The 20,134-nt window shown below is 70.8% G+C and carries 18 protein-coding genes; all 18 read right to left on the reverse strand.

Going from position 1 to position 20,134, the window contains the following annotated elements; genetic code table 11:
• Positions 1–24: 24 nt before the first annotated feature.
• The 18 genes from HNP44_RS19465 to HNP44_RS19550 all read right to left on the reverse strand — a co-directional run bounded on the left by HNP44_RS19465 (position 25) and on the right by HNP44_RS19550 (position 19,925).
• On the reverse strand, positions 25–315 hold the full coding sequence (locus tag HNP44_RS19465) for a YggT family protein (protein WP_068520949.1): 291 nt from the start codon (positions 313–315) through the stop codon (positions 25–27).
• A gap of 23 nt (positions 316–338) precedes the next feature.
• Positions 339–1,001, reverse strand: coding sequence for a cell division protein SepF (locus tag HNP44_RS19470; protein ID WP_259144431.1), 663 nt, complete (start codon positions 999–1,001; stop codon positions 339–341).
• A gap of 122 nt (positions 1,002–1,123) precedes the next feature.
• The gene (gene pgeF, locus HNP44_RS19475) at positions 1,124–1,867 is read right to left on the reverse strand and encodes a peptidoglycan editing factor PgeF (protein ID WP_259144430.1); all 744 of its coding nucleotides are present in this window, start codon (positions 1,865–1,867) and stop codon (positions 1,124–1,126) included.
• A 59-nt stretch (positions 1,868–1,926) separates the two neighbouring features.
• Positions 1,927–3,087 (reverse strand): cell division protein FtsZ, encoded by a 1,161-nt coding sequence (gene ftsZ / locus HNP44_RS19480; RefSeq protein WP_259144429.1) that lies wholly within the window; start codon positions 3,085–3,087, stop codon positions 1,927–1,929.
• Between the two features lie 179 nt (positions 3,088–3,266).
• Positions 3,267–3,971 carry a cell division protein FtsQ/DivIB gene (locus HNP44_RS19485; protein WP_259144428.1) on the reverse strand — a complete coding sequence of 235 codons (705 nt, stop codon included), beginning with the start codon at positions 3,969–3,971 and terminating at the stop codon, positions 3,267–3,269.
• The gene (gene murC, locus HNP44_RS19490) at positions 3,968–5,407 is read right to left on the reverse strand and encodes a UDP-N-acetylmuramate--L-alanine ligase (protein WP_259144596.1); all 1,440 of its coding nucleotides are present in this window, start codon (positions 5,405–5,407) and stop codon (positions 3,968–3,970) included. The genes HNP44_RS19485 and murC overlap by 4 nt, the downstream gene beginning before the upstream one ends.
• Positions 5,408–5,451: 44 nt before the next feature.
• Entirely contained in the window at positions 5,452–6,558 is a 1,107-nt protein-coding gene (gene murG / locus HNP44_RS19495; RefSeq protein WP_259144425.1) for an undecaprenyldiphospho-muramoylpentapeptide beta-N-acetylglucosaminyltransferase, read from the reverse strand.
• Entirely contained in the window at positions 6,552–8,249 is a 1,698-nt protein-coding gene (gene ftsW / locus HNP44_RS19500; RefSeq protein WP_259144423.1) for a putative lipid II flippase FtsW, read from the reverse strand. Before ftsW ends, murG begins: the two co-directional genes overlap by 7 nt.
• Entirely contained in the window at positions 8,246–9,715 is a 1,470-nt protein-coding gene (gene murD / locus HNP44_RS19505) for a UDP-N-acetylmuramoyl-L-alanine--D-glutamate ligase (RefSeq protein WP_259144422.1), read from the reverse strand. The genes ftsW and murD overlap by 4 nt, the downstream gene beginning before the upstream one ends.
• Entirely contained in the window at positions 9,716–10,795 is a 1,080-nt protein-coding gene (gene mraY / locus HNP44_RS19510; RefSeq protein ID WP_259144420.1) for a phospho-N-acetylmuramoyl-pentapeptide-transferase, read from the reverse strand.
• Positions 10,792–12,336 (reverse strand): UDP-N-acetylmuramoyl-tripeptide--D-alanyl-D-alanine ligase, encoded by a 1,545-nt coding sequence (locus HNP44_RS19515; RefSeq protein ID WP_259144419.1) that lies wholly within the window; start codon positions 12,334–12,336, stop codon positions 10,792–10,794. The genes mraY and HNP44_RS19515 overlap by 4 nt, the downstream gene beginning before the upstream one ends.
• Positions 12,333–13,871, reverse strand: a complete 1,539-nt coding sequence (locus HNP44_RS19520) for a UDP-N-acetylmuramoyl-L-alanyl-D-glutamate--2,6-diaminopimelate ligase (RefSeq protein WP_259144418.1) — start codon at positions 13,869–13,871, stop codon at positions 12,333–12,335. The genes HNP44_RS19515 and HNP44_RS19520 overlap by 4 nt, the downstream gene beginning before the upstream one ends.
• A gap of 24 nt (positions 13,872–13,895) precedes the next feature.
• Positions 13,896–15,863, reverse strand: coding sequence for a peptidoglycan D,D-transpeptidase FtsI family protein (locus HNP44_RS19525; protein WP_259144417.1), 1,968 nt, complete (start codon positions 15,861–15,863; stop codon positions 13,896–13,898).
• A complete protein-coding gene (locus tag HNP44_RS20850; RefSeq protein ID WP_310437699.1) occupies positions 15,860–16,714 on the reverse strand; it encodes a hypothetical protein in 855 nt (284 codons plus the stop codon). Before HNP44_RS20850 ends, HNP44_RS19525 begins: the two co-directional genes overlap by 4 nt.
• Positions 16,711–17,718 carry a 16S rRNA (cytosine(1402)-N(4))-methyltransferase RsmH gene (gene rsmH, locus HNP44_RS19535; protein WP_259144416.1) on the reverse strand — a complete coding sequence of 336 codons (1,008 nt, stop codon included), beginning with the start codon at positions 17,716–17,718 and terminating at the stop codon, positions 16,711–16,713. Before rsmH ends, HNP44_RS20850 begins: the two co-directional genes overlap by 4 nt.
• 154 nt (positions 17,719–17,872) lie before the next feature.
• Entirely contained in the window at positions 17,873–18,304 is a 432-nt protein-coding gene (gene mraZ / locus HNP44_RS19540) for a division/cell wall cluster transcriptional repressor MraZ (protein WP_068523171.1), read from the reverse strand.
• Positions 18,305–18,994: 690 nt separating this feature from the next.
• Positions 18,995–19,405, reverse strand: a complete 411-nt coding sequence (locus tag HNP44_RS19545; protein WP_259256929.1) for a DUF3040 domain-containing protein — start codon at positions 19,403–19,405, stop codon at positions 18,995–18,997.
• Positions 19,406–19,511: 106 nt separating this feature from the next.
• Positions 19,512–19,925 carry an SAV_6107 family HEPN domain-containing protein gene (locus HNP44_RS19550; RefSeq protein ID WP_259144414.1) on the reverse strand — a complete coding sequence of 138 codons (414 nt, stop codon included), beginning with the start codon at positions 19,923–19,925 and terminating at the stop codon, positions 19,512–19,514.
• Positions 19,926–20,134 lie beyond the last annotated feature (209 nt).

The following is a 20,134-nucleotide window of genomic DNA, read 5'->3' on the forward strand; positions in this document are numbered from 1 at the left end:
GTATCGGAACGGGGCACATCGGGCCTAGACCGCCAGCCCGCCGACGATCCGTTGCGCGATAGCTACCAGCAGAAACAGCACGATGAACGACAGATCCAGGCGGATCGGTCCCAACTGCGGCGAAGGCAGTACCTTCCGGAGCGCCTTCAACGGCGGATCCGTGACGGTGAACACTCCTTCGAGGATCAGGGCCACGATCCCCTTCGGGAACCACTCCCGAGCGAAGGACTTCACCACTTCGACCACGAGCCGAACAATCAGGAGGAACCAGAAGATCGAGAGGAGCGTGTAGACGACGAGCCAGAATGCTTGCACGAGTACCAGTCTGCCCGAAAGCGTCAGCGGTTGTAGAAGCCGGTCTCCGCGATCCGCGCCCGATCCTCCGCCGTGACGTCCACGTCGGCCGTGGCCAGCATGAACACCTTGGTGGTGATCCGGTCGAAGGAGCCGTGCAATGCGAAGGTCAGGCCGGCCGCGAAGTCGACCAGACGCTTGGCGTCGGCGTTGTCCATCGCCGTCAGATCCATGATCACCGGGATGCCCTCGCGGAACCGCTCACCGATCGTGCGCGCCTCCTCATAGGAGGTGGGACGCAGGGTGGTGATGCGCGACATCGGGTTCTCCTGGCTGAGCACGTCGGCGCGGGTGTCCATCGCCAGCGCGCCGCGGGTGGACGGGGCGACGGTGCGCGAGACATCCCGCAGCGGCTCCAGGCGCGGCAGCGACGCTCGGGCGGGCTCGCGGTAGCCGCGCTCGTAGCCGGCATCGTAGCGGTCGTCGTACGAGCCGCCGCGGGCGTCGTAGGCGGGTTCGTACGCGTCGTAGTCGTCCGCGCGGCGGCCGTCGTAGGCGTATCCGCGCTCGCCGCGGTAGTCGTCGAACTCGTCGTCGAGGCTGCGGCGGCCGCGCGGCTGCGGGGTGCCCTCGTCGACGTATCCGTCGTCGTAGGCGTCCAGCGGAACCATCCCGAAGTACGCCTTGACCTTGTGCAGAGTGCTCATCTTTGCCCTTCCTCGGCGCCTGCATGGGCTGGTGTGACGATTGTGACTGTCGTTATGGAAGTGAGATTAGTAGGGAACAGGGGCGAATAGCGGTTCCGACACGCGCACGAATCCCATCGATGTCATTTCGCCGTGTCGATCCAGATCACCGAGGCCAGGCGCCCCGTCGGTGCACCCCGTCGATGCGAGAACAACGTGGGATCGCTGATGGTGCACCGCGGGTCCTGAGCGACGGCCGCGACACCCAGCCCCTGCAGCTGGCGACGGATTCCCGCCCGCAGGTCGAGCCCATCAGTGCCCTTTTCCGTGCGGCAGCGGCTGCCCGGCAGATGCTGCTCGACGTCGGCCGCCATAGCCGCCGGGACCTCGTACTTGGCGCCACTCGCCGCGGGGCCCAGGAAAGCGCCGATGCGCTCCGGGCGGGCGCCCAGGTCACGCATCGCCTCGACGACGGCGGGCACGATGCCGATCCGGGCGCCGACGCGGCCCGCATGGACGGCAGCGAGCACGCCCGCCTCGTCGTCCGAGAGCAGGATCGGGACACAGTCCGCGGTAAGGACGGCGAGAGCCAGGCCGGGCACCGTCGTCACGAGCGCGTCGGTGGCCTCCACGGGCTCTGCACGCGGACCATCGACGACGGCGACGGTACGGCTGTGGATCTGCTCCATCCAGACCACATGCCCGGGCTCGACGCCGATCTCCCGCTCGAGGCGGAGCCGATTCGCAGCGACGGCCGCCGGGTCGTCGCCGACGTGGTCGCCGAGGTTGAAGGTGTCGTACGGAGCCTGCGAGGCGCCGCCAGCGCGGGTGGTGGTCACGCGCCGGACACGGGCCGCAGAGTCAGGAGCGTTCGCGGAATCAGCCATGGCACAAGACTACGGACGGCGCCCCGGCAGAGCCGGAAGCGCCGTCGGCGTCGAATTCCTCAGCGGCGGTTCTGCAGGAACGACGGGACATCGAGGTCGAAGTCGTCGTCCGAGCGCGTCTCACGGCCGGTCGACCGGGCTGGGAACGGGTCGTTCGCGCGCGGCGGCCGACTATCGAAGGGGTTGCCCCGGCGCGCGTCCTCGGACTCGGCCGCGGGCTGCTCGACGGCGGTGTGCTGGCCGCCGATGCGGGTCACGGGCCGGCGCGCGGGCGCGGCACCGTCGAATCCCGCGGCGATCACGGTGATCCGCACCTCGTCGCCCAGGTTGTCGTCGATCACGGTGCCGAAGATGATGTTCGCGTCCTCGTGCGAGGCGCCCTGCACCAACGAAGCAGCTTCGTTGATCTCGAACAGGCCCAGGTCGCTGCCGCCCGCGATGGACATGAGCACGCCGTGCGCGCCCTCCATCGAGGTCTCCAGCAGCGGCGAATTCACCGCAGCCTCGGCGGCCTTGATCGCGCGACCCTCACCCCGCGCGGAGCCGATGCCCATGAGAGCGCTGCCCGCGCCGGACATGACGCTCTTGACGTCCGCGAAGTCGACGTTGATCAGACCGGGCGTGGTGATCAGGTCGGTGATGCCCTGGACACCGTTGAGGAGCACCTCGTCGGCGCTCTTGAACGCGTCCAGCGCGGAGACGTTCACGTCACCCAGCTGCAGCAGTCGATCGTTCGGGATCACGATCAACGTGTCGCAGGACTCGCGCAGCGAGCCGATCCCCGTCTCCGCCTGCTTGCCGCGGCGGGCCCCCTCGAACGTGAACGGCCGGGTGACCACTCCCACGGTGAGGGCGCCCAGCTTGCGGGCGATACTGGCGACGACGGGCGCGCCACCGGTACCGGTGCCACCGCCCTCGCCGGCGGTCACGAAGACCATGTCGGCGCCCTTGAGGAGCTCCTCGATCTCGTCCTTGGCATCCTCGGCGGCTTTGCGACCCACCTCAGGATCGGCGCCGGCGCCGAGACCACGGGTCGAGTCGCGACCCACATCGAGCTTGACGTCGGCGTCGCTCATGATGAGCGCCTGGGCGTCCGTGTTGATCGCGATGAACTCGACGCCCTTGAGCCCCTGTTCGATCATCCGGTTCACGGCGTTGACGCCGCCGCCGCCGATGCCGACGACCTTGATTACGGCGAGGTAGTTGTGCGCGGCGGTCATGTTTCGCCTTTCCCCTGATGTGAAGTCTGTTGCTTCTGAGACGAACCCTAAACCTCAACAAAAGGCTTAAAGTTATGTCAAGTAGCTGGTCTGAAACCAAGGTAGAGGGCGGTGCACCGCTTGCCCCGCAGGCGCGCGGGCGTGTCGGGAAAAACGTTCTCGGTGAGGGGAAGAACACCTCAGCGGGTGGTCGGCATGTCCGGATTGATCACGGTGAACTCCTTGCCGGGGCGGGTCAGCACCATCCGCAGCGCCGCGGTCTTATCCGCCGTCCGCTGATCGTCGCCCCAGTACACGACCCGCTTGTCGCGCAGCACGAAGCGCACGTTCACCGGCGAATCCGCCCCTATCTCGACAACCTGCCCGTGCAGGTCCGGCGGCAACGCCCGGAGCACAGTGACCGCCGCCATCGTTGCGGGATCATCGGACTTCGGATCGTCGACGACGAGCTTGGGCGTGAGGATGGGCGGCTCCCCCACCTTGATGAAAGGCACGCCTTTGGCGTCCACGAGCACGATTCCGGAGGGACGCTGGGCGTAGGCAACCACCTCACGCTCGGTGACCTCGACGACGAGAGTCGACGGGTACGAGACGGTGACCGTGGCGCGATCGATCCACGGGCTCACCGCGACCACCTGGGCGGCGTAGGCGTCGCGCTGGCCGGGCGTGATCTGTAGCAGCGGGCGCCCCTTGAGCGGCTCCACCACCTTCGCGACCTGATCGGCGGGCGCGTTGGTCGCACCCGTCACAGAGACGTCGCGCGCCGAAAGTACCGGCGAGAAGTACGCCGCCGCAGCGAGTCCCGCCACCACCGCCAGCGCGAGCAGGATCAGCAGCAACCGCCGCAGCCCCGGCACGCGCCTGCGCGTCGCGGGAGAACTCACGCGCCCGCCTCGGCGCCGCGCTGCGCCAGCGTATTGAGGATCGTCGGGCCCTGCATCGTCACGTCTCCCGCGCCCATGGTGATCACGACGTCGCCCGGGCTCGCGAGGCCGGCGACCACGCCGGCCACCTCTGCCTGGCTCGGCACGTAGTGCACGGAGGCGGTCACCCTCTCGGCGATGCGCTCCCCCGTCACGCCCGGCAACGGGGCCTCGCGCGCGCCGTAGACGTCGAGCACCACGACCTCGTCGGCGAGGCTGAGCGCCTGCGCGAACTCGGCGGCGAACTGCTCGGTCCGCGAGTACAGGTGAGGCTGGAAGGCGACGATCACGCGGCCCGGTTCGGCCTGCTTGGCGACCATCTCCGCTGCGGCGGTGAGGACGGCGCGAACTTCGGTCGGATGGTGCGCGTAATCGTCGAAGACGCGCACGCCCTGCTCGGTGCCGCGCAGTTGGAACCGTCGGTGCACGCCACCGAAGGCCTCGATCCCCTCGATCACCTTCGCGGCCGGCTGGCCGGTGCTGACGACGGCGATCGTCGCGGCGATGGCGTTGAGCGCCATGTGCTTCCCGGGCACGGAGAGCAGGATCGCCCGCTCGGTGACCTTCCGGTTCTCGTCGGAGAATCGGACTTTGAGCATGCCGCCCTCGGCGCGGGGCTTGTACTCCAACAGCTCCGCGATCAACGTCACGTCGGGCGCGAGGTCGCGGTGAGTGCCCTCGCCGTAGCCCAGGACGCGAACGCCGCGGACGCGCAACGCGGCATGCGTTCGCTGCGCCAACGCCGCCGAACCCGGGTCGTCGAGGCACACCACGAGGGTGCCGCCGGGGCGGATCCGCTCGGTGAAGGCGTCGAAGACGGCGACGTACTTCTCTTCCGAGCCGAAGAAGTCCAGGTGATCGGCCTCCACGTTGGTCACGACCACCACGTCGGGCGCGTACTGCAGCAGCGAACCGTCAGACTCGTCGGCCTCGGCCACGAAGACGTCACCCGTGCCGTGGAAGGCGTTGGTGCCGGACTCGTTGAGCTCACCGCCGACGGCGAAGGATGGGTTGGCGCCGCAGTGCTGCAGGCCCACGACCGCCATCGACGTCGTGGAGGTCTTGCCATGGGTTCCGCTCACCAGGAGGGTGCGGTAGCCGTCCATGAGGTCGGCGAGCACCTCGGGCCGCAGGATCACGGGGATACCGCGGCGCTGCGCCTCGACCAGCTCGGGGTTGTCCTTGGGGATGGCGGCGTGCGTCGTCACGAGCACCGTCGGGCCGCCGGGCAGCAGGTCGAGCGCCTCGGGGCTGTGCCCTACCTGGATTTGCGCACCGCGGGCGCGCAGGGCGATGACGCCACGCGACTCCTTGGCGTCGGAGCCCGACACCTGGCCGCCGCGGGCCAGCAGGATCCGTGCGATGCCGGACATGCCGGCGCCACCGATGCCCACCATGTGGACCCGCTGCAGCCGTTCGGGCAGCGCTCCAGTCGACTCGGTCACGACGTCCGCCTCTCCTGTGCCAGTGCGAGGGCCGCGGCCGCGACGATGCCCGCCGCGTCCCGATGCCCGGTGCCCCCGGCCGCGGAACTCATGGCCGCGAGTCGCTCGGCGTCACCCGCGAGCGGGATCACCTTCTCCCGCACGAGATCCGAGGTGAAGGCGGCGTCGTCGACGAGCAGTCCCCCGCCCGCGGCGACGACCGGCTGCGCGTTGAGCGCCTGCTCGCCGTTGCCGTGCGCAAGGGGCACGTACACCGCCGGGAGGCCGACAGCCGCGACCTCGGCCACCGTCATCGCGCCCGACCGGCACACGGCGAGGTCGGCGGCGGCGTAGGCGAGGTCCATCCGCGACAGGTAGGGCACGGCGACATAGGAGGACGCAGCAGCCGGTCCGAGGTCCACGGAGTTCTTGGGGCCGTAGGCGTGCAGCACGCCGACGCCCGCGTCGGCGAAGTCCCGTGCCGCGCCGACGACACCGTCGTTGAGCCGGACGGCGCCCTGGCTGCCACCGAAGACGAGCACGACGGGCCCGCCGGCGGGGAGCCCGAAGTGCGCGCGGGCCTCGGCGCGCAGGGCCGCGCGGTCGAGCCCGGTGATGGAGGCGCGGACGGGGATGCCGACGACCTCGGCGGGCACGCCGGATCCGGGGACGGCGGCGAAGACCTTCGTGGCGAGCTTCGCGCCGACCTTGTTCGCGACGCCCGCGCTGGCATTGGCTTCGTGGATGACGATGGGCACGCCCATGCTGCGGGCGGCGAGGTAGGCGGGCAGGGCGACGTAGCCGCCGAAGCCGATGATCACGTCGGCGCCGGTCTCGCGGAGCACCTTCCGGGTGCGGCGCACCGCGCCGGTGAGCGTGAAGGGCAGCTTCGCCAGGTCCTTCCCGGGCTTCCGCGGCAGCGGGACGGGCGGGATCATGGCGAGCGGGTAGCCGCGCTCCGGGACGAGGCGGCCCTCGAGCCCCTTCGGCGTGCCGAGGGCGGTGACCACGGCGTCGGGCTGCTGGGCCCGGACGGCGTCGGCCACCGCCAGTGCGGGTTCGATGTGTCCTGCGGTGCCGCCACCGGCCACCACCACCGAAACCGCTCGAGAAGAACTCACCACGCCCGTCTGCCCTTTTCCTGTCCTCGGCGCCGCTGCTGCGGCGCGTTCCGCTGCTGTCCGGCGCGATCGCCCCGCCAGGGCTCGCCGCCGCGGCCCTGCGGCCGCATCGGCGGGAGGTCCCGGCGCGGCGCGCTGCGCCGGCCCAGGCTCTCGTCACCGTACGGGTGTCGATCGTACGGCGACGGCGCCGCGGGCGCGGTACGCCCCTTCGCGGGCGCACGCCGGGCGGGCGCGGGACGACCCTGCCGTGGGGCGGGTCCGCGGCCGGCCGGCCGCTCGGGGCGCGGCGGGATGTAGGGCAGCGGCTTGGGCAGGCGCAGGAGACGGCCGGTGCGACCCTCGCGGCCGCCTGCCAGCGCCGCGATCGCCTCCGGCTCGTGCCGAGCCGCGTTGGCCAACAGGCCCATCATGAACAGCACGAGGATCACCGAGTTGCCGCCCGCGGAGAGCAGGGGCAGCTGGATGCCGGTCACCGGCAGCAGGCCCACGACGTAGCCCATGTTGATGATCGCCTGCAGCGCGACGAGCGTCGTGATGGAGGCGGCCATGAGGCGCAGGAAGGGGTCGGCGACCCGGCCGGCGATCCGCATGCCCACCCAGGTGAGGATGCCGAACATGAGGATGACCACGCCCGCGCCGAGGTAGCCGAGCTCCTCGCCGATGATCGCGAAGATGAAGTCGTTGTGCGCGTTGGGCAAGTAACTCCACTTGGCCGTCGAGTTGCCCAGCCCCACGCCGAAGAGGCCGCCGTCGGCGAGCGAGTACCGCGCCTGATTGGACTGGTAGTTGGCGCCGAGCGCATCGTCGGTGCGGCCGAGCCAGGCCTGCACCCGCGCCGAGCGGTAACCCTCCGCGAGCGCGAAGAAGATGCCGAGCAGTGCGAACACCACCAGCAGTGAGGCGATCAACTTCGACGACAGCCCAGCGTAGTAGAGCAGCATCGCGCCGATGGAGACGATGATCATGGCCGTCGACTGGTTCGGCTCGGCGACGACGAGCGCCGCCATCAGCACCACTACGGGGCCGAGCGGCAGCAGCAGCTCCTTGATGTTGCCCTTGCGGCCCCGGTCCGCGAGTAGGTGCGCGCCCCAGATGATGAGTGCCACCTTCGCGATCTCCGAGGGCTGCAGGGTGAAGCCACCTACATCGATCCAGCGCCGCGCGCCGCCGACCATCGTGCCGACGCCGGGCACGAGCACCGCCGCGAGCAGAGCGATGGAGACGAGCACACCGCCGAGCGCCACCCGGCGCAGCAGCGCGGGGCGCAGGTACAGCGCGACGATGAAGGCGACCACGCCGAGGGCGACGTAGATCAGCTGGCTGGTGAACTTGCCCCAGGGCGAGCCGGTGGCGCTGATGTCCTCGACGGACGACGCGGAGAGCACCATGATCAGGCCCATCACGGTGAGCACGGCGGTGAGTCCGAGCACCAGATGGAAGGACGCGAGCGGGCGGCGCAGAGCCGTCGCGAGGCCGACGGCGCCGCCCCGCAGCAGCGAGGCCCCGGTGCGGGCGGCCTCGGCACCGGAGCGTGCCGCGGACGCGGCGGCCGCACCGCGAGAACCCGTCGTCGACGCGGCCGTCTCCTGGGGCTGCGCGTCGAATTCGGTGCTCTCGGGGGCGTTGACGCCGCCGGGGGCGAGATCGGAATCGGTGTCGGAACCGGCGGCGGCCTTGCCGGCGCGGCTCACGAGGCGTCCCCGAGCGCCCGGGCGGAGGCGGCGAAGGCGTCGCCACGGTGCCCGTACGAGGTGAACATGTCGAGCGAGGCCGCGGCGGGCGCGAGCAGCACGACGGGCGCTGCACCGTCGTGGGCTGCGGTTTCGGCGATGCGGGAGGCCTCGGCGACGACGGCGGCCATCACCGCATCAGCATCGCCGGACACTCGCACATCGCCAGCCTCAGTCGTCCCTACAGAACGATTCGCATCATTAGTCACAGGAGACACAGGACTATGTTCGCCCGAGGACACCCGAACCACGGGGACATCCGGTGCGTGTCGCGCGAGCGAATCCGCGATGTCGTCTCGATCGAGTCCGAGCAACACCGCACCAACGAGCCTCGGTGCCACCCGCTGCACGAGCGGCCCGACGTCGGCGCCCTTGAGCTGACCTCCCGCGATCCACACCACCCGCTCGTGCGCCTCGATCGAGTTCAGCGCGGCATGCGGGTTGGTGGCCTTGGAGTCATCGATGTACGTGATCCCGCGCACGGTCGCGACGGGCTCGGCGCGGTGTGCGCCCACCCGGAACGCGGCGAGTGCCTCGCCCGCCTGCGCGGCGGTCACGCCGACGGCCTGCGCGAGCGCGGTCGCGGCCAGCCCGTCCGCAATCCCTGCGGGCCCGGGTGGCGAGACCCCGTCGACGGGCAGGACGGGCGCGCCGGCACCGTCGACCAGGACACCCCCGCGCACGCCGTACTGCCCCGGCCCGGGCTCGCCCGCGGTGAAGCCGACGGTGACCGCCCCGCTCAGGCCCGAGGCCACGGGGTCGTCGAGGCCGATGACGGCGAGCTCTCCGGAGAGGGCGCGCGCCTTGTCGGCGGTATACGCGGCCATCGAGCCGTGCCAGTCGAGGTGGTCCTCGGCGACGTTGAGCACGACGCCCGCGCGGGGACGCACCGACGGGGCCCAGTGCAGCTGGAAGGACGAGAGCTCGACGGCGAGCACGCGCGGGTCGGCGTCGTCGCCGATCGCATCGATGACGGGACGGCCGATGTTGCCGCAGGCGACAGCGCGCACGCCGGCGCGCAGCAGGATCGCCTCGAGCATCTGCGTGGTGGTGGTCTTGCCGTTGGTGCCGGTCACGACGAGCCAGTCGCGGGGCGCGCCGAAGGCACCGGCACGGTCGATCCGCCAGGCCAGCTCGACATCGCCTATCACCTCGACGCCCGCGGCCTCCGCGGCCACCACGACGGGGGCGGTGGGGCGGAACCCGGGCGCGACCACGACGAGGTCGTAGCCCGACGGGTCGTGCCCGTCGAGATCGGCGACGACGATGCCCGGCACCTCGCCCGCGATCTTCTCCCGCGCGGCGGGCTTGCCGTCGGCGACGGTGACGGTGGCCCCGAGCCGGAGCAGGGCCCGGGCGACGGCCGGGCCGGTGACACCCCCGCCCGCGACGAGGACGTGCGCGCCGGGGCCGGGGATCCCCGCCATCTAGCCGACCGCGCCGGAGCCGAGGAACTCGGCGTAGAACAGCACGAGGCCGAGGCCGCACGCAATGGCCGTGAGCAGCCAGAACCGGATGATCACCGTAGTCTCGGCCCACCCGGACAGTTCGAAGTGGTGATGGAAGGGCGCCATCCGGAAGACACGGCGACCCGTCGACCGGAAGACCGCGATCTGGATGACCACCGAGACCATCTCGGCCACGAACAGCGCGCCCAGCACGACGGCGAGGAGCTCGGTGCGGGTGGTGATCGACAGGCCGGCCAGCAGGCCACCCAGCATCAGCGAGCCGGTGTCGCCCATGAAGATCTTCGCGGGCGCGGCGTTCCACCAGAGAAAGCCGAGGCAGGCGCCGCCCGCGGCGACCGCGATGAGCGCCAGGTCGAGCGGGTCGCGCACGTCGTAGCAGCCGGCGACCTGCTTGGTCTCGCACGCGTAGCGGAACTGCCAGAAGCTGATGAGCACATAGCTGCCGAGCACCATCGCCATGGAGCCCGCGGCGAGGCCGTCGAGGCCGTCGGTGAAGTTCACCGCGTTCGACCAGGCGGAGACGACGAACCAGCAGAAGATCACGAAGACGATCGCGCCCATCGAGATGGTGTTGATGTCGCGCGTGTAGCTGAGGAACTCGCTGGCCGGGCGTACCCCCTGGGCATTGGGGAACTGCAGCACGAGCACGCCGAAGATCAGGGCGGCGACCGTCTGACCGACGGTCTTCGCGGTCTTGTTCAGGCCTAGGTTGCGCTGCTTGCGCACCTTGATGAAGTCATCGAGGAAGCCCACGAGCGCGAGCGACGTGGCGAGGCCGAGGACCAGGAGGCCCGAGGCGCTGGGGCCGGGGCCGGAGTTCCAGCCCAGCAGGTGCGCGCCGAGGTAGCCGGCCCATAGGGCCACCACGATCGCGACGCCACCCATCGACGGGGTGCCGCGCTTCTTCTGATGGCTCTGCGGCCCCTCGACGCGGATCTCCTGACCGAAGCCCTGCCGGGAGAAGACCCGGATCAGGACGGGCGTGAGCAGGATCGCCACGGCCAGCGAGATGCCGCCCGCGAACAGGATCTGGATCACTTCGGTGACTCCCCGTTCTCGTTGTTGACCGCGCTCGCCGTGCCCAGGTGCTCGGCGACCTCCCACATCTTCTCGGACTTCGACGCCTTGACCAAAACGAGGTCGCCCGGCCGGAGCTCGTCCCGCAGCCGGTCGACGGCCTCCTCGCGGGTGTCGACCCGCACGGCCTCACTGCCCCAGGAGCCCTCCATCACGGCGCCCTGCCACAGCGCGTGTACCGCGCGGGAGGTACCGACGCAGATCGTCGACGTGATGTCGAGCCGCACCAGGAACCGGCCCAGCCGATCGTGCTCGAGGATCGACTCGTCGCCCAGCTCGCCCATCTCGCCGAGGACTGCGAAGGTGCGACGACGGTCGCGGCCGGGCAGGCGCTCCCCCGCCTCGTCGTGCTCGGACATGAGCACGAGGCTGCGCAGCGCGGCCCGCATCGCGTCGGGATTGGCGTTGTAGGTGTCGTTGACCACGGTCACGCCCTCGTCGGTGGTGAAGACGTCCATCCGGCGCGGCGACGCGGCGCCGGCGCGCGAAAGCGCCTCGGCGACCTGCGCGACCGTCGCGCCGCATTCGAGGCCGACCGCCGCAGCGGCCAAGGCGTTGTGCACCTGGTGCTCGCCGTGGACCTTGAGTGCGACGGACGCGGTGCCCGCAGGGCTACGGAGGGTGAAGGACGCGCGGGCCTGCGCGTCGATGCGCACATCCGCCGCCGCGATCTCCGCATCACCGGCGCCGTAGAAGACGACGCGCGCGTCCGTCCGCGCGGCCATCGCTGCCACCGCGGCGTCGTCGCCGTTGAGCACGGCGACGCCGCCCTTCCCGGGCTCTGTGGAGCCCGCGGGCAGAGCCTCGACCAGTTCGCCCTTGGCGCGGGCGATGGCCTCGCGGGAGCCGAACTCGCCGAGGTGCGCGGTGCCGACGTTGAGCTCAACGCCGATGCGTGGCGGCGCGACCTTGGCCAGCGTTGCGATGTGGCCCTCGCCGCGGGCCGACATCTCGAGCACCAGGAACTTCGTCGACGCCGTGGCGCGCAGCGCGGTCCACGGGTGGCCGATCTCATTGTTGAAGGAGCCGGGCGGCGCGACGGTCTCGCCGAGCGGCCGCAGCACGGCGGCGATGAGGTCTTTGGTCGACGTCTTGCCGGCCGAGCCGGTGACACCGACCACCGTCAGCCCGTCCGCGGCCAGGGTCTTCGTGCAGTAGGCAGCCAGGTCGCCCAGGGCCTTCAGCACTGCGGCGCCCGCGCCGTCGGTGTCGTTCTCCAGCGCCATGACGCGGTTGTCTGTCTCGCCGGAGACTGGGACGACGATCGCCGGCACTCCCACGGGGCGGGCGCCGAGCACCGCGACCGCGCCCTTATCGATCGCGGTCACGGCGAAGTCGTGCCCGTCGACGCGGGCGCCGGGCAGCGCGAGGAACAGCCCGCCGGGCGCGACCTCGCGGGAGTCGAATTCGACGGTGCCGGTGACCTTCGCTTCGGGGTCGGGCACGTCGTGCAGGGTGCCACCGACGATCGCGGCGACCTCGCGGAGAGTGAGCTCGATCATGCGCGGGCCTCCAGTGCGGCGGCCAGCTCGTCGCGGTCGTCGAACGGGTGCTTGACGCCGCCTATCTCCTGGCCGGCCTCGTGGCCCTTGCCCGCGATGAGCACGACGTCGCCGGTGCGGGCCCAGTTCACGGCCTCGACGATGGCGGCGCGGCGGTCACCGATTTCACGGACCTCGCCGCCGCCCGTCACGGCACGCGCGCCCGCGGCCACGGCTGCGCGGATCGCGGCGGGATCCTCAGTGCGGGGATTGTCGTCGGTCACGATGACCAGCTCGGCGGCGCTCGCGGCCGCCTCGCCCATGAGGGGGCGCTTGCCGCGATCGCGGTCGCCGCCCGCGCCCACGACCACGACGATCCGGCCGGCGGTCTGGCCGCGCAGCGTCGCGATCACCGCGTCGAGCGCGGCGGGCTTGTGGGCGTAGTCAACGACGGCGAGGAAGTCCTGGCCGCGGTCGATGCGCTGCACCCGGCCGGGCACGGCGACGGCGCCGATGCCGCGAGCCGCGTCGGCGAGCGGGACGCCGGCCTCGTGGGCGATGACCAACGCCAGCGCGGCATTGGCGACGTTGTACGCGCCGGGCAGCCCGACGACGGCGGAGAAGGTCTGTCCGTCCGGCCCGCTGAGGGTGAACCGCTGGGTGCCGTCGGAGTACGCGGCGACCTCGCCCGCGGTCCAGTCGGCGGGACCGGTGGTGGCGACGGTGACCAGCGGCAGGCCGGCCGCGCGGCGCAATTCGGCCATGCGGTGGCCCCACTCGTCGTCGACGCAGATGACGGCGCGCTCGCAGGCCTCCGGCCCGAGGAAGAGCAGCGACTTCGCGGCGAAGTAGTCCTCCATCGTCGGGTGGTAGTCGAGGTGGTCCTGGCTCAGGTTGGTGAAGGCGCCGACCGCGAACCGGGTGCCGCCCGCCCGGTTCTGAGCCAGGGCGTGCGAGCTGACCTCCATCACGGCGGCGGTCACGCCGCGCTCGACCATGGAGGCGAACAGCCCCTGGAGTGCGGAGCCCTCCGGTGTGGTGAGGGTGGTCGGGACGTCGACGCCGGCGATCCGGGTGCCGACGGTGCCGATCAGCCCCGTCGGGTTACCGCCGGCGGCGAGCGCCGCCTCCACGAGGTAGCTGGTGGTGGTCTTGCCGGACGTGCCGGTGATGCCGACGAGCGTCATCCGCGTCGACGGTGCGCCGTAGACCACGGCCGCGACCGGACCGAGGACCGAGCGCGGATCCCCGTGCAGCAGCACGGGGACGTCGTGGCCGTCCTCCGCGAGGAGGGCGGCACCGTCGGGATCGGTGAGGACGGCGACGGCCCCCGCCTCGATCGCGCCCGCGGCGAACCGCGCGCCGTGCGTGGTGGTGCCGGGGACGGCGCAGAAGAGATCGCCGGGGCGCGCCTCTTGGGCGCGCACGGTCGCCCCGGTGAGTCGCAGCTCACCGGCGTCGGCACCTGCGAGGGTGACACCCGGGACCTGCGCAGCGACCTCGGCCGGCGTGGCTCCGCGGGGGTGGGCGGGGCGGGTGAGAGTCGATTCGGGCACCGGTAGATCCTACCCGCCGGTTAACTACTTACCGGCCACAAGCGTCAGCGGCTTCGACGGCGGCGAGAGCGGGACGCCGTACTTCTGCAGCAGGAACGAGGCGATGTCGTGGAACAGCGGCGCCGCGGACTGCCCGCCGGTGCCGTCGGAGCTCCGGGCGGGCGCGTCCATCATCAGGCCGATGACGAAGCGCGGGTCGTTCGTGGGCGCCACGCCCGCGAAAGTGATGTTGTACAGCGAGTTGGAGTACGCCTTGGTCACCGGGTCGACCTGCTGCGCCGTCCCGGTCTTGCCGCTGATCTGGTAGCCCTCCACCGAGCCCGGCGCGCCGGTGCCCTGCTGGTAGCCCATCGGATCGCGCTGCAGTGCGGCACGGAACATGTCGAGCACGGTGCGGGCGGTCTCGGAGCTCATCACGCGGACCGGCTCGGCGCCCGACGCGGGGTTCGCGGCACCGTCGACCTCCTTGATGATGCGCGGCGGGATCCGGACCCCGTCGTTGGCGAGGGCCTGGTACATGCCGGCCATCTGCAGCACCGTCATCGACAGGCCCTGGCCGATCGGCAGGTTGGCGAACGTGCCGCCGGACCACTGGTTGCGCGCAGGCACGGCGCCGCCGGACTCACCGGGCAGGCCCACGCCGGTGGAGCGGCCCAGGCCGAAGCGGTCGACGTAGTCGGCGAAAGCGTTCTCGCCGACGCGCTGCGCGAGCATCAGTGTGCCCACGTTGGACGACTTACCGAAGACGCCGGTCGTGGTGTACGGCTCGGTGCCGTGCGCCCAGGCGTCCTTGACCGTGACACCGGCCATCCTGATCTGCCCCGGGACCTGCAGCACCTCGTCGGGCTTGGTCTTGCCGCCGTCGATCGCGGCGACGGCGGTGATGAGCTTGTTCACCGAGCCCGGCTCGAAGGGCGTGGTGACGGCGAGGTTGCCGGTGCGCGCCGAGTCCGGGTTGTTGTTCACGCCGAGCGACGGGTTGAAGGTGTTGTCGACGCCCATCGCCAGTACCTGGCCGGTCTTGGAGTCGAGCACGACGGCCTGCACGCTCTTCGCGCCGGACTTCGCCTTCGCCTGGGCGACGGCCTGCTGGACGAAGAACTGCACGTCGTTGTCGAGGGTGAGCACGACGCGGGCGCCGTTGGCGGCGGGATGGATGTCGCGGGTGCTGCCGGGGATGACGGCACCGTCGGAGCCGCGGTCGTAGGTGCGCGAGCCGTCCGTACCGGCGAGGATCGAATCCAGCGAGGACTCGAGGCCGATCAGGCCCTGCCCCTCGAAACCGGTGGTGCCCACGATGTTCGCGGCCAGCGAGCCGCCGGGGTAGTTACGGATCGACTGCCGCTCGGCACCGACCTCGGAGTACTCGTCGGTGATCGCCGAGGCCTTGGCCGGGTCGACACCACGGGCCAGGTAGACGAAGGTGTCGTTGCCGCGCATCTGCTCGAGCAGCTTCTGCTCGTTCACGGAGTCGCCGAGGACGGAGACGATCTTCTTGGCGATCTGCTGCAGCCGGTCGTCGACGCCGACGGGCGTGACCCCCTTCGCGGCGTCGCCGCCCTCCTTGACCAGCTCGACGTCCTTGTCGTACTTCTCCTGGATCTGCTTGCGTACGGCGACGGGCTGCAGGGTCAGCGACTTGGCCTCCATCGTGAAGGCGATCGGCTGCCCCGCACGGTCGGTGATCGAACCGCGGACGGCCGGCAGCACCTCTTTGACCTGACGCTGGCTCTCCGCCTTCGCGGACAGGCCCGGCGCCTGCACGAACTGGACGACGCCGAGCCACACCGCGATGACGGTGAAGACCGCGACGATCACCCAGCCACCGATGCGGACGCGGCCGGTGAAGGCGGTGGAGACCTCGGGTGCGCGGCCGCCCTTGACGCGGGCGCGGGCGGACTGGTGACCGGCCTTGGGGGCCGCGGCGCCGCGCTGCGCCCCGGAGCGGGCGGTGGGCCGCGTCTTCGTCGGCGGGCGCTGAGCGCGGGTCACCGGGCAGTCCCCTGGGCCGGCGCCTGCGCGGCGGGGCTCGGGGCGGGCGTCGGAGCCGGAGTCTGCGCGGGTGTCTGGGTGGCCGCCGACGGTGCGGGCGTCGGCGCGTTCACGACGGTCGGGCTGCCGGGGTTCATGGTGACCAATTGTTCCCCGCCCGCCGGTGCGGGTCCGGGATTCCCGGCGACCGGCGTGCCGGAACCATCGGACGTGGCGCCACTGGGGTCGCCGGTGCGCTGCGCGGGCGGATTGAGTGCGGGCTTGGCGGCACCGGTGGCGGGCGCGGGCTTGCCGACCACGACGACCTTGCCGCCCTCCTTGCCGACCAGGACCGGGACGGTCCCCGCCGGGATCATGCCGAGCGCGGTAGCGCGCTCGGCGAGTCCCGGGGCGCTCTCCCCCGACTTCACGTCGCGCTCCAGAGCCGCCTTCTTCTCGGCGAGCGAGTTGTTCACGGCCTCGCGCTTGCGGAGATCGTAGGAGTTCTCGGCGCTGCCGGTCGAAAGCCATAGCGTCAGGCCCAGTCCGGCGCAGACGAGTGCGATCAAGGCCAGCACGAACGGCACCCGGCGCACCACGCCGGCCGGGCGGGGCAGACGGGCGAGCAGACCCGCGGAGGCCGCACCGTCACGGTGCCGGCGCAGGGCGCGCTCGGCGGGCGTCTCTCGCAGGGAGCCGCCCGCGTCGAGGACAGCCCGCTGCTGCTCGATGCGCTTCTGTCGCCGGTCCAGCGCGCGCTGCGCGGAGCTCGACCGGGGTCGCGAGGTGTCGCGGTCGTCACGGCGTGCGGGCGCCCGCCGGGTCCGGGTGTCCGGAGTCGACGGTGCCTGGGTCGCGTTCGGTGCGGTCATCGCGCGCTCCTCGTGCTGCGGGTCCGGTCGGTGGGGGTGTCGAGACGGCGGGCCGCGCGCATGCGCACGGGCGCCGCCCGCTGGTTCTCGGTGATCTCGCCATCGGTGGCGCGCTCGGCGCCGCGGGTGAGCAGTTCGAAGGTCGCGCCGGTCCCGGGCAGTTCGACAGGCAGCCCCGCGGGACTGGTGGACCGGGTCCGTTCCGCGAGCGCGGTCTTGACGATGCGGTCCTCGAGCGACTGGTAGCTGAGAAAGACGATGCGACCGCCCGCGGCGAGCGCGTCAAGGCCCTGCGGCACCGCGGCCTCCAGGGAGGCGAGCTCGGCGTTCACCTCGATCCGTAGCGCCTGGAAGGTGCGCTTGGCCGGATGCCCGCCGGTGCGGCGCGCGGGCGCGGGGATCGTGGCGTAGAGCAGCTCGACGAGACGGCCGCTGGTGGTGAAGGGCTCCTTCTCGCGCTCCTTGAGAACGGCGGAGGCGATCTTGCCCGCGAACCGCTCGTCGCCGTAACGCTGCAGGATCCGCGCGAGGTCGCCGTGGGAGTAGGTGTTGAGCACGTCGGCCGCGGTGAGGGGATCCTCGACATTCATCCGCATGTCGAGTGGGGCGTCGACGGAGTAGGCGAAGCCCCGCTCGGCCCGGTCGAGCTGCATGGACGAGACGCCGAGGTCGAACAGGATCGCATCGACGCCGGGGCCGCCCGCACCCCACGAGAGCCCCAGGTCATCGAGGGCGTCCGCCATCCCGTCGTAGCGAGTGTGGACGGGGATGAAGCGATCGCCGAACCGGGCCAGCCGCTCGCCGGCGATGGCGTGTGCGTCGGTGTCGCGGTCGAGGCCGACGACGCGGGCGTGCGGGAAGGATTCGAGGATGAGCTCGGAGTGGCCGCCGGCGCCGAGTGTCGCGTCGACGTAGACGGCGCCGTCGTGCTGCAGCGCCGGGGCGAGGAGCTCACGCACGCGGGTCGCAAGGACCGGCACGTGACCGAAGAACTCGTCGGACATGACTCCTCCAGGGCACACGATGGCGTTCGATGGTTTCTGGCGGATGGAGCGGGGTCCCCGCCCGACCCCGTACCTGGCGTTGGGGAAGTACGTCAGGGCCGGTTCGGGCGCAGGCCTCGGTCCACCTCGACCGGGCCGCGCAAGAGCGCGGTTGTCAGAAGATCGCCTTGAGCGACTCGGACTGCGGCTGTGCGTAGTCGTCTTCGTGCTGTGCCTGGTAGTGCTCCCACGCCTCCGCGTCCCAGATCTCCAGGAACCTCCGCGATCCGACGACGACGCATTCCTTGGTCAGGCCTGCGTAGCGACGGTGATCGGCCGAGAGCGAGATCCGACCCTGGGAGTCGGGACGCTGATCGTCCGAGCTGGCGAAGAAGTTGCGGTAGAAGGCGCGTCCGGCGGGGTCGGTCCATTCGATGGCATCCGCCTTCTCGGCGATGCGCTCGAACTCCGCCTTCGGGTACACCGTGAGGCTTCGATCCTGTCCTTTCGTGATCGTCAGCCCACCCGCCAGTTCCTCGCGGTACTTCGCGGGGAGGGTGAGCCGTCCCTTGTCATCGAGCTTCGGCGTGTAGGTACCCGTGAACATCACGGCCACCTCCCGCCTACCCCGAGGGGTTGTCACTGGATCGAGACTTCAGACTAGCGCGTCTTTCTCCAGTGCGCCCCACATTACCCCACCATTCACCACTTTCAGCCACACCGCGGCGCGTTTCGCGGCGGATTCTCAGAAACAGCCCAGTTCAAGGGCGTGGTGAGAGGTGGGGGGACGCGGCACGCCCGGCGTGGCGGACTTCGTCACACCTGCGGAATCGTGCGCGATCTCGCGACAGTTGAGACTCATGAGGCATGACGGATCACTGCCAGACGAGCCGTGGGGAGATGTGGGGAATCCAAGTGGGGCGAAGTGGGGAACAACCCACCGGAACGGTCCGGCGCAGCCCCGTTCCGGTGAATCCACGGTTCAGATGCACATGAGCCCGAATCCGGCCCTCCGTCGAGCTGAGCAGCGACCCCACGGCGAGGACGGCGCACCGACGGGGCCGGCGGTGCAGGTGGAGATACGGCGCGCATGGGCGACGCACGACACCAGTTCTCCCCCGTCGGATCGCAGCCGATCTGCTCCCGCGAATCCTCGCCGAGGAGCCGGCAACGGCTTCACGGGCGGCGACGGCGCACACGCGACGCAACCGGACCGCGGAGTGATCGTCGATTTCGCTCACAGCGCAACGAAAAAGCCGCCGACCATCAGGGCGGCGGCTCTATCAGCTCTGCGAACTCAGGGGAAGCGGCGGCGGAAGCGCTCTTCCATGCGGGCCACGAAAGACTGACCGGATGCGCGGGCGCCTCGACCACGAGCCGATCGGGCGCGAACGGATCCATCCCCTTCGACGGTGCCGCGGGGCCCCTTGGAAGCAGGCCCGGACCACAGCGCGTAGATCACAGAACCGAACATCAGCAGGAAGCCGATGAGGCCGACAATCACGGTGTACTCCACCTTGCCCAGCAGCATCCCGGCGATGAGCAGCATCAATCCGACCGCGAAGCCGATCGCCGCGATCACGCGGCGCTTACCCGAAGCGCCGACGAACCGCCCACCTCGAACGTTCGACGCGAACTTCGGATCCTCTGCGTACAGCGCGCTCTCGATCTGGTCGAGCATGCGCTGCTCGTGCTCGGAGAGTGGCACGTTCCCCTCCTTCAGCACTCATGGGGTCCAACTCCTCCTTTCATGATACGAGGCTTGTGACCCCACGACCACCATCCGCCGAAGAATGAGCGTTCGCTGTGAGAAATCAGGCAGCGCGACACAGATCCGCTTCGACGGAATTCAGGAAGCTCTGCACTCGACCGTGAAGTACCGCGACCTCGTCGGCACTCACCGAGCGGGCCGTGGTTTCGAGCGCCGCGACCACCCCGGACACCGACGTGAAGTAAGCGACCCACTCCGCGTAGCCCGGAGCCGCCTTGGCGAGCCGCAACCAGGCGTTGCGCGTGGGGCGCCGGACACCGGTCTCCCGCTCCGCCAACAGGGCGGCCGCGCCGCGCAGCGCGGCGTGGTAGATCTCGCGGTACTGGTCGGCCGGGGCAGGCGAGCCGCCGGCGCGGGCGAGGAATTGGTCCGCGCGATCGAGGATGCGGGCAGCGCCCGACTCGCCCATGCGACGACCGGAACCGACGTGACCGATCCGTGCCTTCGATTCGACCATGACCTTCCTCCTGCTCCGTGGGCCTTCTCACCCTGTTACCGCGAGTTGTACCGGACGGGACTGACACGTAACGCTTCCCTCGTTCCGCGCCAGCCCCGCCCGACGGACCGGGATCAGCGACCGAAGCCCCGGCGCCAGAACGTGTGCGCCAATCCGATGGCCCGTGATCGAACAATCATTCGATCCCCTCTAATATAGCGTGAGTGTGC

This window comes from Tsukamurella ocularis, assembly GCF_024807615.1.
Lineage (GTDB): Bacteria > Actinomycetota > Actinomycetes > Mycobacteriales > Mycobacteriaceae > Tsukamurella > Tsukamurella ocularis.

Coding starts and splice junctions, on each gene's coding strand:
- HNP44_RS19470 (WP_259144431.1), bottom strand. CDS start 1,001: ATGAGCACTCTGCACAAGGTCAAGGCGTACTTCGGGATGGTTCCGCTG.
- pgeF (WP_259144430.1), bottom strand. CDS start 1,867: ATGGCTGATTCCGCGAACGCTCCTGACTCTGCGGCCCGTGTCCGGCGC.
- ftsZ (WP_259144429.1), bottom strand. CDS start 3,087: ATGACCGCCGCGCACAACTACCTCGCCGTAATCAAGGTCGTCGGCATC.
- murC (WP_259144596.1), bottom strand. CDS start 5,407: ATGGTGGGCATCGGTGGCGCCGGCATGTCCGGCATCGCACGGATCCTG.
- murD (WP_259144422.1), bottom strand. CDS start 9,715: ATGGCGGGGATCCCCGGCCCCGGCGCGCACGTCCTCGTCGCGGGCGGG.
- HNP44_RS19515 (WP_259144419.1), bottom strand. CDS start 12,336: ATGATCGAGCTCACTCTCCGCGAGGTCGCCGCGATCGTCGGTGGCACC.
- HNP44_RS20850 (WP_310437699.1), bottom strand. CDS start 16,714: ATGACCGCACCGAACGCGACCCAGGCACCGTCGACTCCGGACACCCGG.
- rsmH (WP_259144416.1), bottom strand. CDS start 17,718: ATGTCCGACGAGTTCTTCGGTCACGTGCCGGTCCTTGCGACCCGCGTG.
- mraZ (WP_068523171.1), bottom strand. CDS start 18,304: ATGTTCACGGGTACCTACACGCCGAAGCTCGATGACAAGGGACGGCTC.
- HNP44_RS19550 (WP_259144414.1), bottom strand. CDS start 19,925: ATGGTCGAATCGAAGGCACGGATCGGTCACGTCGGTTCCGGTCGTCGC.